We start from the raw sequence: 12,212 nt of genomic DNA, 5'->3' as shown, positions 1-12,212 counted from the left end.
TTATTTCACCACCTTCTGATAAAAAAATGTACCTAATTTATTAAAACCAATTTGTTTGTAATCATAAATATTTTCTGTAGCCCCTATAAAAACAACCCCATTATTATTCAGTGAATCATAAAACTTATTATATATCTTCATTTTCTCATCCTTAGTAAAATATATAACAACATTTCTGCATAGTATCAAATCAAAACAACTAGGAAAATAATCTAGTATTAAATCATGCCGTATAAATTCTATCTTATTTCTTATAAAATCTTTAACTTTAAATTTATCATTGAAAAAATTAAAATATTTATCTATATACTCTGATGAAACATTGCGCAAATCATATGTTGTATAAATAGCCTTTTCTGCATAATTTAACATCTTTTTATCAATATCTGTTGCTAATATTTCATAATTAGGCATATTGATATTCTCAAGTATCATAGCTACAGAATAAGCTTCTGAACCATTGGAACAAGCACTACTCCAAATCCTATAAACATCTCTTTTAGGTATATATTTTTTAAATAATTCCTCTAATCTAAAAAATATATCTGAGTTTCGAAAAAACTGTGTCACATTTATTGTTATTAAATCTAAAAAATCCTCCCGCAAATGCTTATCTATACTACATTCTCTTATAAAATCACTTGTTGTATTAAATTCCAACTTTGAAATAAAATTTTCAATTCTGCGGTTCATTTGAACAGATTTATACGCATCTAATCTTATATTAAATTCCTTATAAACATAGTCATGAATCCTGTTAATATCATACATTATCAATACCTCATTTGAAAAATACTCTATAGTTTACCTGAATGTTTAACAATCTCAAATAATATTTCATCTTTTGATAAAACTTTATCTACCATTCCAGTTTCAATTGCTGATTTAGGCATTCCAAAAACAGTGCTACTTCCCTCATCTTGAGCTATAGTAATCCCTCCATTTATTTTTATATACCTAATTCCATCAGAACCATCTCTACCCATTCCAGTTAGTACTATTCCTAAAAGACCTTTTTTATAAATCTTAGATGCTGAACAAAACAAAGCATCAGCAGATGGTCTAACATTATTTAATGGTTTGTTACCGTTTAAATTAATCTGTTTTTTGTTGTCAATTTCCATATGATAACCACTTGGTGCAACATAAACCACATTAGCCATTGCAATTTCTCCATTTTTCCCTTCACAAACTTTGTAACTACAAAGTTCACCCAATCTATCAACAAAGTGTTTCGTATGACCTTCTGGCATATGTTGAACTATAAATACAGGCATATCTATTTTGGTTTCCAAATTCCCAAATATATATTCTAACACTTTTGGTCCACCCGTTGATGATGCAATTACTATAGCTTTTTGCACATCAAATATAGCACGCTTAATACGGCTATTTTTTATTCCATAGACTACATCTATCAATTTTTCTTTTATGTCAAAAATATCTTTTAATCCTGATTTATTTAAACATCTTATAAATATTAATTTTTCAGCTCCTACAGTTCGCTCTATAAATGAAATTGTACTGTCATCAAGATTCGATATTACTATTAAATTAACAGCAAAATTTTTTAAATCTAATAAATATTTAATAAAATCTCCATTCTCATAAAACGATTGATTCAAAATTATTACATCTAATACAATGCCTGAACCCAAGATGAAATTTTTCATTTCATCATAATCATCAAAAATATCTATAATATTTATTCCAGCGTCCTTAGCCAATCTGTCATATACAAGTTTTCTCATTAAATTTGATTCATCATATATAATAAGTTTTGTTTTTATAATTTGATCTCTATATTTCAAATTCTTGCCTATCTTTCCCATAAATTTTTATAATGACTTTACCACTATTCAAATCAAAAAATAAACTTCTTCCCACTACCCCTTCAATGTGTTCACTTACAATAGACAATGAATTTTCATGAAAAAACTGTTTAACTGCCTCAATATTTTTCTTTCCTATATCAAGAGTTGGAGACTTTTTTCTAAACATTGAGGCTCCTCCAACTAATTTCCCAACTATGTTTTCTTTAGAACAACCCATAAATATCATCTTCCCAACCATAAAAGGTAGAGCATAATTAGCATACCTCAATTTTGTCAAATCTGTTAATGTTTCATCTGGATTAGAATTTGGTAGCATAATATGTGCTAAACCACCTATCTTCTTTGTCGGATCATACATTGTAACTCCAACACATGATCCTAAACCTCTTGTTTCTAAAATCATTGGATATGTTCCAACTCTTACATCTCCGATTCCAACATTTACATTTGTATCCATAAAATCTATAAATCACTCTCTTCCAATTCTATTGCAATTATTTTGGTTATCGAAATATATATAATAATTTCACCATTTAGCAAAATCATATCTTTAACATAATGTAAATCTATAGACTTTCCTTTTTCCTTCTTAATTGTATTGAGTTCATCCTTAATTTCTGTCTTAATACTTGAATCTCCATAATTAAAAACCTCTAGAACCTCATCAACAACTATACCAACTAATATATCCTCATCCTTTACAATAATTATTTTTTTATGTGCTAAATCTACAGAATGATCATCTTCTACACCAAATCTTTTAGACAAATTAAATATCTTTATAACTCTTCCCTCATGATTATAAAACCCTTCAAAACTTGGTTGATTTGATGGTACATGCGTCAAATTTTCATATTTAATAATCCTATCAACGTCTTTTATATTACACGCATATTTACTATTACCGACTTTAAACATCAAAAGCTTACTCCTAAACATTAAAACAACTGACCTCCTTTTAATAAACTCCCATTCATCTCAAAAACATACAAAAAAACTCAAGGCTATTTGTTTTTATTATTTCACAAATAGCCTAGAATATTTTATTATATTATATTTTTTTTAAATATTTTTCAAAGGAAGAACTAACCATATTTAAATATTTATTTTCAGACGAATTAATTTGAATATCATTAATTCTATTTATAGACAAAACATTTGACGACGTACTTGTAAGAAAACAAGCATCAAACTTATCTATATCGTCAACATGAACAGCATTCTCAAATAAATTAAAGCCTAAGTTTCGTATAATCTTATTTACATTGATACGAGTAACTCCATTCAAAACCATATGAATTGGTGCAGTAAAAAAACTATCATCTTTAATAAAATATATATTACTCCTACTCCCTTCAGTAATTAAACCATCTTTATTAACCAACAAAACCTCATACACACCATTATCTTCAATAGACTTTTCCATCTTCTTCTTCAAACTATAATTATAAGATTTTATATATGGATTATCCCTCTCAATGTTAAGTGTAACACTTGTTACCCCAAACCGTGTATCAGGATAATAAAAACTAATAGGATAAATGTATATATTAACCTTATCATCCTTAAATATAAATTCAATCTTTATATTACCATTAAAAATTTCATTTTCTTGTATAACTTTCTCTATATTTGGAATTAAATCATCTAAATTAATTTTATTTCCATACATTAACAAAATCGAATTACTAAGCCTACTTATATGATCATTCAAAAACAATATTTTTGAATTTATAATTCTAATAACTTCATAAACGTTCTTCTTATGATACTCATAATAATCTTTAAATTCTGTCTCAGATATTAACTCACCATTAAACAAAAATTTCTTAAACTTAAATTCCATCTCCACTAATTCCAATTCAAATTAATTAATTTATCTACCCTTTTATTACTATTTATCAAAAAACCAGTCCCAACAATACTAAACATAGGGAGGTCATGTAGAGAATCCGAATACATTATTGAACTATCAAAATCATAATTCCTTATCTTCTCTTCAAACAAAAGCTCTCGAAATCTAAAAACTTTTTCCCTACCTTTATTATTAAAGCCTATCATCTTACCCGTATAAAATCCATTTATAATTTCATATCTTGTCCCCAAAACATAATCAATACAACTCAATTCATTAAAGTATTTTAAATAAAATTCAGGAGAAGCTGAAATTAAAATTATAACATATCCTTCACTCTTACGCTTTTCAATTTCAATTATAGCATCCCTGTAAATAAGTTCATTTATCAAATACTCATAAAAAAATTTTCTCGCAAATCTATTTAAAACGTCTTCACGAATCCCGTTCAAAAAAGATAAATATTGCTCCTTAGATTTTTTCTCATCATATATTTTAAGTACATACATCAAACCTGAAAAAATAGCCTTATTAAAATAAGCATAAAACCGCTTATCCTCTTTACATAAAAATTTATAAAATTCAATAAATGTATCTTTCTTTGTCAATGTTAAATCAACATCAAATATTGCAAACTTCATTTAATCCCCCAATATGTAAAATAAAAGTGCCCCTAAAATAAGGACACCTAAAAAAGTTCTTAATCTTCCTCTATCATGCTATCATAATAAGCGGCAACTTCTTCGAACTCTTTTTCCTCTGGTACAACTAACTCATCATCGTCAGTCAATCTAAAAACATATGACGAACCATCCTCATCATTATGAACAACACAATAATTTTTATCTTTGTATTCAAATCCATCAATAACCTCACACCTTATAGTGTTTTGGTTCTCGTCTTCAAATTCAACAAACACTGGTTCATGTTCAAATTCTTCATCATTTAATAATTCTTTATCTTTATCTTCATTCACCATAATAATTATCCTAAAAAGGAATACACCTCCCTATTTTAAACTTTCGTACCTATTTATATTGTTAACAATTAAAATAAAATTATGTTATTTGTTATTATTTATTTCATCAAGTAATTTTTCTGGTGAATCTGCTGAAATCATTTCACCATCCAATAAAACAAAAAGAGTTTCACAACATTCTCCACAATGACCTAAACAGCCGTGAACTTCAACTTCAAATTCTTGTGACTTTTCTAATTCTTCTACAACTTTATCTGTGCCCAAAGCAAAATTACTCTCGCAAATATCTACTTTTTTCATAATTTACACTTCCTCGTACTAATACTTAAAATGTTCAACATTTACAAAACAATTCTATTACATATAAGTATTTTAGTCAATTAACTTTTAAACAAATAACAAAACTTCTAGTAAATTTTAAACTAGAAGTTTTAAAAAACACTTATTAAAAAGATACAATCTTTCGCTCTATACTATTAATCCTGCTGCAAACCTCACTTAATTGTACTTTTAATTCAATGATCGATTCTTCTTTATGTAAAATTGATTCAATCTCTAAAGCCTTTTCATAAATTTCATGTATCTTGCTAATTTTAAAAAACAAAGTACCAAAATTACTTGGACTTGTATTATTTATTATTTGTGAATAATACTTTACATTTTTCCTATAACTATTGTTTTTCAAAGAATAATAATGTGATGCTATAGCTTTTGGATGCCTATTGAGCTTAACAGATAACATATCAAATATTTCTATCTTTCTCTTATTTTTAAACTCTGCCACATAATCAAATAATATATTATTCTCCTCATTAGTCCATACTCTTTGAAGATATCTCTTTCTAAAATTTTCTGTTTCATTAATTAATTTATAATAATAAACCCTAGCCTGCCCTGGTGTAATATATGGATACATATTTGAAAAAAGTTTCGCCGCATCTTTAATAGTTATATTTTTCTTCTTACACTCAGTTACATGTTCTAAAAGACTTTGTTTTTCACTATCTGTCCATTCCCTTTTAACTGCCAATTAACTCACCTCTTTTAAAAACACTATGACAATGACATGAGTTAATCATAACACAATTTGAATTTTTTGTAAATATATTATTTTTCTATTAATTTTTATCTATTAAACTTCTTATTTTATCATTGAATTCATTAACATTAATCCTTGATACACTGTCATTATTTACATTATACTTTTGTTTAATCCTTAAAATATTATACAATTTCCTATCGATTTCAAACTCCTGAATTTTCCCGTTTAAAACTGATTGTTTAATATAATTAATAGATTCTACGATATTTTGATATCCTGATCCAATAAGTAACACATCAACACCAGCCTTAAAAGCTTCAAAACAAGCTTCAGGAATAGAAATATGGTTAGTAAGTCCTTTCATTATCATATCATCTGTTATAACAAGCCCTCTAAATTTTAAATCTTTCCTAAGTATATCATACAAAAAAACTTTAGACAGAGTAACAATATTCTCTGGATCAATATTTTTATAAAATAAATGTGATACTAAAATTGAATCAATACCATTTTCTATAGCCATTTTAAACGGATAAATCTCAACACCCTTCACTCTCTCATAATCATGATCAAGTACAGGCAATTCATAATGAGAATCCTCTTTCGTATCTCCATGACCTGGGTAATGTTTTCCTACAGCAATAATGCCATTATCTTTAAGTCCGTTCATAGTAGCTATTCCCAATTTCGCAACAACTTCCTTATCCGAAGAAAAAGATCTTGATCCGATAACCATATTTTCAGAATTAGTATATACATCTAAAACTGGAGCAAAATTCATATTAAACCCTAAACTATGTATTATCTCACCCATAAGCTTCGCAACATCATAAGCATAATTTTCATCATTTAATTTTCCAATATCATGTGCACGATTAAATTTAATAATTTCATCAGGAAGTCTTGTGACAGTCCCACCTTCCTGATCTAATGAAAGAAACATCGGAACAGTACATTCTGCATTATTAACACTCTTAATTTCATTAATAAGTTTAACAACCTGATCAGAAGTTTGAATATTTCTCCTAAAAAATATAAATCCAGAAACTTTATAATCTCTTATAAGAGAAATATCCTCTTGAGTTAAATATGATCCACCATCAAATCCAACTATAAATAATTGCCCAATCTTCTCATCTAAACTCATAGCATTTATTCTCTCTAATATTTCATCTGGCTCACTAACTTTCACTGAAATATATGTTTCATCTTTCTTATAGTAATATGAGCAAGAACCCAAAGTAAACAAACCCAAAAATACTAGGATCAAAACCCTTTTTAATATAAAAACCATCTCCCTAAAAATAAATGTGAGTTAAAATAAACCCACATTACAAAAATTTTTTATGATAAAAACTATTCTATCAAAAACAAATGTGAGTTAATAAATAACTCACATTTAATATTAAATTTATTCTAAACCAGCAAGATCTCTATATTGTTTATTTTTCTCTTCAGCATCTCTAGCTGCTTGATCAAATATTTTTTCCATCTCTTCTGGAACAATCTTAGATAAAGAATTAAATCTTATCTCACTCTTAATATACTCTTTAAAGTCTTGAGTTGGCTCTTTAGAGTCTAATATAAATGGATTCTTTCCTTCATCTTTCAATGCCGGATTATATCTAAATAAACTCCAATATCCAGCCTCTATAGCTCTCTTAGCTTGCTTTTGAGCTGTACCCATTCCAGTCAATATTCCGTGACTTATACACTGACTATATGCAATTACTATTGATGGTCCTGGATAAGCCTCAGCTTCTTTTATAGCCTTCAATGCTTGATTAAAGTCAGCACTTAAAGATACTTGAGCAACATAAACATATCCATAACTCATAGCCATTGCAGCTAAATTTTTCTTCTTGACTCTCTTACCTTGTGCAGCAAACTTAGCTATAGCACCAAATGGAGTTGACTTAGAAGATTGACCTCCAGTATTTGAATATATTTCGGTATCAAATATTAGAATGTTGATATCTTGATTCTGTGCAATAACATGATCTAGACCACCAAATCCAATATCATAAGCCCATCCATCTCCTCCAAATATCCAATTAGAAGTTTTAACAAAAAACTCTTTATTATTTAACAATTTCTTAGCTATAGCGTCTGATTCTTTCTCTAATAATGGAACTATTTTCTTTTGCAATTCCAAAGTCATATCACCATTATTAAAATTCTCACACCACTCTTTTAATAACGCACTTAGTTCTGAAGAAATATTTCCTTTTTCAATCAATTCATTAGCCAAAGAAAGATTATCGTTTCTTCTATTTTTTGAAGCTAAATATAACCCATAACCAAACTCGGCAGCATCTTCAAATAAGGAGTTAGCCCAAGCTGGTCCTCTTCCCTCACTATTTTTAGTATAAGGCATAGCTGGTACAGATCCACCCCAAATAGAAGAACATCCAGTTGCGTTGGCAACTACCATTCTTGGTCCAAACAATTGAGTTACAAGTTTAGAATAAGGAGTCTCGCCACATCCAGCACAAGCCCCACTAAATTCCATCAATGGTTCTTGGAATTGACTCGCTTTAACTGTTGTAAGTGGGAGTGGATTCTTTTTAGGAGAAACTTTTTCTGGATCAAATGAATAATCATAATGCTCTTGCTTATGCTTATCACGTTCACCATCAGTAGAAACCATTTCCAATGATTTTGGTTTAGATGGACATACATCTACACAGTTACCGCATCCTGTACAATCTTCTATAGAAACTTGCATAGAAAATTGTAATTTATTTTCTGTCTTAATACCTTTTGCCTCAGCAGATAAATATCCTTCTGGAGCATTTTTCATCTCATCATCTGTTAACAGGAACGGTCTAATAACGGCATGTGGACAAACAAACGCACACATATTACATTGGATACATGTCTCAGGATTCCACTTAGGTACGGTAACCGCAATACCTCTCTTCTCAAACTTAGAAGTTCCATGCTCAAATGTACCATCTTCTCTACCTTTAAATACACTTACAGGTAAAGTATTTCCTTGAAGTTTATTTACTGGTTCAAGAATACTCTTCACGTAATCAGTTTTACCTAAATTACAAGTGTAAACATCTTTTTTATCAATATCCTGTGCATTCTTCCAGCTTTCTGGAACATCAATTTTAACTATAGCAGAAACACCTGCATCTATAGCATCAAAGTTCATTTTTACAATTTTTTCACCTTTTTTACCATATGCTTTTTCTGCAGATGCCTTTAAATATTTAACAGCATCCTCTATAGGTATTATTTTCGCTAGTTTAAAGAACGCTGATTGCATTATCATATTAATTCTTCCACCAAGACCTAACTCTCTAGCAATCTTAACAGCATTTATTGTATAAAAATGTATATTATTATTTGCAATCGTTCTCTTAACGTGTGCAGGCAATTTTTCCTCTAATTCTTCAGGAGTCCACAATGTATTCAACAAAAATGCACCATTATTTTTTACACCGGTAACAATTGTTTCATATTTACTCATATACGCCTGATTATGACAAGCTACAAAATCAGCCTTAACTATTCCATAAGTAGATCTAATCCTGCTATCTCCAAATCTTAAATGAGAAATTGTTATCCCACCAGATTTTTTAGAATCATATTCAAAATAAGCTTGAACATGTTTATCAGTATTATCTCCAATTATTTTAATAGCCATTTTATTAGCTCCAACAGTTCCATCAGATCCCAATCCCCAGAACTTACAGCTAATCATTGCCGAATCCTCTATTAATACATCATCTACTAAATCTATACTAGTATTTGTAACATCGTCTACTATACCAACAGTAAATCCATTAACTACACTATTAGATTTTAATAATTCAAATACAGAAACCACATGAGTAGGATTAATCTCTTTAGAAGCTAATCCATAACGTCCACCAACTATTGTTGGATTTCTATCCGTTCCATAAAAAGCTGATATAACATCTTTGTATAATGGTTCACCCTGAGATCCTGGCTCTTTGGTTCTATCCAAAACAGCTATTTTCTCGACACTCATAGGAATCTCATTTAACAAATGCTTAACACTAAACGGTCTATATAAATGAACTATGAGAACACCAACTTTTTCACCTTTTGACATCAAATAATCAACAGTTTCTTCTACAGTCTCTGCAGAAGATCCCATACAAATTATTATTCTTTCAGCATCCTGTGCCCCATAATAATTAAACAATTTATAATTCTTACCAGTAAGCTCATTTATTTTGCCCATATACTGCTCAACTATTTTTGGTAATTCCTCATAATAAGTATTTGCAGCCTCTCTAGCCTGAAAATATATATCAGGGTTTTGTGCAGTACCTCTACTTACAGGATTTCCAGGATTTAATGCTCTGCTCTTAAACTCATTCAAAGCATCAAAATCAACTAATTTCTTTAATTCTTCGTATTCAAATGCTTCTACCTTTTGAACTTCATGTGATGTTCTATATCCGTCATAAAATACAAGAAATGGAACTTTCCCTTTAATTGCAGATAAATGAGCAATAGGAGCTAAATCCATAATTTCTTGAACTCCACTAACTGCTAACAAAGAAAATCCTGTTTGTTTAGTTGCCATAACGTCTTGATGATCACCAAATATAGATAGTGCTTGTGCTGCTACAGCTCTTGCTGTTACATAAAACACTCCTGGAAGCAACTCTCCAGCAATCTTATACATATTAGGTATCATTAATAATAATCCTTGAGACGCTGTATAAGTAGTTGTAAGAGTTCCGCCTTGTAGTAAGCCATGAACCGTACCTGCTGCCCCTGCCTCTGATTGCATTTCTACAATGTCAACAACTCTCCCAAATATATTTTTTTTGCCTTGTGATGCCATTTCATCTATATTTTCTCCAACACCACTTGAAGGTGATATAGGATAAATAGCTGCTATTTCTGTAAATGCATATGCGACATATGCTGCAGCACCATTACCATCAACAGTCATTGTCTTTCTTTTAATCACTTTAATTCCTTCTTTCCATACTAATCCTAACACTTAAGAACATTTTTTTGAAGAATTTATAACTTATCGCTAATAAATTATAACAAATTTTTATTGATAATTTTTAAATAATTTGTGTATTTTTTGTTAAGTATGTTATTTTTTGATTCTATTTTAAAGTATATTTCTCTAAAAATTTTGTGTATTCAATATTGTAAATACCCAATTTATTTTTTAAATCTATTTGACTTTTTCTGTCACCGTGAACTAAAAATAATTTTGTAAGCTTCCCTTCCATAAATGATATATATTTAACCAAACTATTACAATCTCCATGCCCAGATAAACTTGGAAAATTAAAGATCTTAGCATTAACTTTAAGCTTATCTTTAAATATTTTTATATCTTTAACTCCATTACTAAGCTTCCACCCTAATGTCCCCTGAGCTTGATTTCCTATCAATATAACAGAATTAATGGAATTCTCAATTTGCTTTCTTAAATGATATACTATTCTTCCACCCTCACACATTCCCCCTGCGGCTAAAACAACATAAGGCTCATTATTTTCTTGAACCTCAATAGATTCCTCTTTAGTTGTTATATATCTAAGTGAATCAAAATATAAAGGGTTGTCACCATTGTCCAATCTACATTTAGCCTCTTCATCGTAAATATCTTCACACTTTTCATAAATATCTATAATCTTAGCAGACATAGGACTATCTATATAAACTTTATATTCAAATTTATTTTCCTCATAAATATCATTCAACAAATATAATATCTCTTGCATTTTACCAACTGTAGCAGCTGGTATTATACATTTACCACCTTCCATTAAGGTATTAATAATAATTTCTTTAAATTTATCAAAAAACTCATTCGGTTCGTGCTCTTCTAAACTTCCATAAGTACTTTCAATTATTGCATAATCAACATCAGTAACTTGCTCTGGATCTCGTAGTATAGGAGTATTTAATTTACCTATATCCCCACTGTAAAATATTGATTTATCCTTAATCTTCAATACAACAGAGGCAGAACCTAGCAAATGACCAGCATCAAATAATTCAACATATACATTATCTAAAATTTTACTATTATTTCTATAACCTATTTCAACATAATTTTCCATAAACATATCAAGGCTTTTATCATCAAATAATTTATCACTATCTTCAGAAGAATTATATATTTTTAAGCTCTCTTCTAACAAAACTTTTGAAAGAAGCTTTGTTGCTTTTGTCCCATAAACCTTTCCTTTGTATCCCATGCTATATAAAATAGGAATCCGTCCACAATGATCAATATGAGCATGACTTAAAACAATAGCATCAACTTTCGATGGATCAAAGTAAAAATCCACATTAGAATATTTCTTTATATCTTTACCTTGAAATATCCCACAATCCAATAATATATTTCCATAATCTGTACAAATCATATGACATGCTCCTGTTATTCCATCAGCTCCTCCATAATTTACATAATTAATCATTACACGCTCCTAAATAAAAAATAGGTACCAGAAAAATCTGATACCTACTTATTATGTA

Annotated in this window: 12 protein-coding genes; all 12 read right to left on the bottom strand. The window is 29.2% G+C overall.

Annotation, left to right across the window (positions count from 1 at the left end):
- The 12 genes from SFBM_RS03005 to SFBM_RS02950 all read right to left on the bottom strand — a co-directional run bounded on the left by SFBM_RS03005 (nt 1) and on the right by SFBM_RS02950 (nt 12,154).
- On the bottom strand, nt 1-771 hold the full coding sequence (locus SFBM_RS03005) for a CheR family methyltransferase (RefSeq protein WP_014017888.1): 771 nt from the start codon (nt 769-771) through the stop codon (nt 1-3).
- 26 nt (nt 772-797) lie between these two features.
- Nucleotides 798-1,832, bottom strand: coding sequence for a CheB methylesterase domain-containing protein (locus tag SFBM_RS03000; RefSeq protein WP_041568916.1), 1,035 nt, complete (start codon nt 1,830-1,832; stop codon nt 798-800).
- A complete protein-coding gene (locus SFBM_RS02995; protein ID WP_005806629.1) occupies nt 1,801-2,292 on the bottom strand; it encodes a chemotaxis protein CheD in 492 nt (163 codons plus the stop codon). Before SFBM_RS02995 ends, SFBM_RS03000 begins: the two co-directional genes overlap by 32 nt.
- Nucleotides 2,293-2,297: 5 nt before the next feature.
- Nucleotides 2,298-2,774, bottom strand: coding sequence for a chemotaxis protein CheW (locus SFBM_RS02990; RefSeq protein WP_007440014.1), 477 nt, complete (start codon nt 2,772-2,774; stop codon nt 2,298-2,300).
- 112 nt (nt 2,775-2,886) lie between these two features.
- Nucleotides 2,887-3,681, bottom strand: a complete 795-nt coding sequence (locus SFBM_RS02985) for an aminotransferase class IV (RefSeq protein ID WP_007440015.1) — start codon at nt 3,679-3,681, stop codon at nt 2,887-2,889.
- Between the two features lie 5 nt (nt 3,682-3,686).
- Complete coding sequence (locus SFBM_RS02980) at nt 3,687-4,331, bottom strand: HAD family hydrolase (protein WP_005806633.1); 645 nt, start codon at nt 4,329-4,331, stop codon at nt 3,687-3,689.
- Nucleotides 4,332-4,390: 59 nt separating this feature from the next.
- The gene (locus SFBM_RS02975; RefSeq protein WP_005806634.1) at nt 4,391-4,669 is read right to left on the bottom strand and encodes a DUF1292 domain-containing protein; all 279 of its coding nucleotides are present in this window, start codon (nt 4,667-4,669) and stop codon (nt 4,391-4,393) included.
- An 84-nt stretch (nt 4,670-4,753) separates the two neighbouring features.
- On the bottom strand, nt 4,754-4,969 hold the full coding sequence (locus tag SFBM_RS02970; protein WP_005806636.1) for a DUF1450 domain-containing protein: 216 nt from the start codon (nt 4,967-4,969) through the stop codon (nt 4,754-4,756).
- Nucleotides 4,970-5,114: 145 nt separating this feature from the next.
- Nucleotides 5,115-5,699 carry a hypothetical protein gene (locus SFBM_RS02965; RefSeq protein ID WP_005806637.1) on the bottom strand — a complete coding sequence of 195 codons (585 nt, stop codon included), beginning with the start codon at nt 5,697-5,699 and terminating at the stop codon, nt 5,115-5,117.
- An 88-nt stretch (nt 5,700-5,787) separates the two neighbouring features.
- Nucleotides 5,788-7,005 carry a beta-N-acetylhexosaminidase gene (nagZ, locus tag SFBM_RS02960; protein ID WP_005806639.1) on the bottom strand — a complete coding sequence of 406 codons (1,218 nt, stop codon included), beginning with the start codon at nt 7,003-7,005 and terminating at the stop codon, nt 5,788-5,790.
- 117 nt (nt 7,006-7,122) lie between these two features.
- Complete coding sequence (gene nifJ, locus SFBM_RS02955) at nt 7,123-10,656, bottom strand: pyruvate:ferredoxin (flavodoxin) oxidoreductase (RefSeq protein ID WP_014518695.1); 3,534 nt, start codon at nt 10,654-10,656, stop codon at nt 7,123-7,125.
- A 166-nt stretch (nt 10,657-10,822) separates the two neighbouring features.
- Complete coding sequence (locus SFBM_RS02950) at nt 10,823-12,154, bottom strand: MBL fold metallo-hydrolase (RefSeq protein ID WP_005806641.1); 1,332 nt, start codon at nt 12,152-12,154, stop codon at nt 10,823-10,825.
- Nucleotides 12,155-12,212: the final 58 nt, after the last annotated feature.

The organism is Candidatus Arthromitus sp. SFB-mouse-Japan, from assembly GCF_000270205.1.
GTDB lineage: Bacteria > Bacillota > Clostridia > Clostridiales > Clostridiaceae > Dwaynesavagella.
The sequence above is the reverse complement of the archived record's forward strand: the minus strand, read 5'-3'. Positions and strand labels throughout refer to the sequence as shown.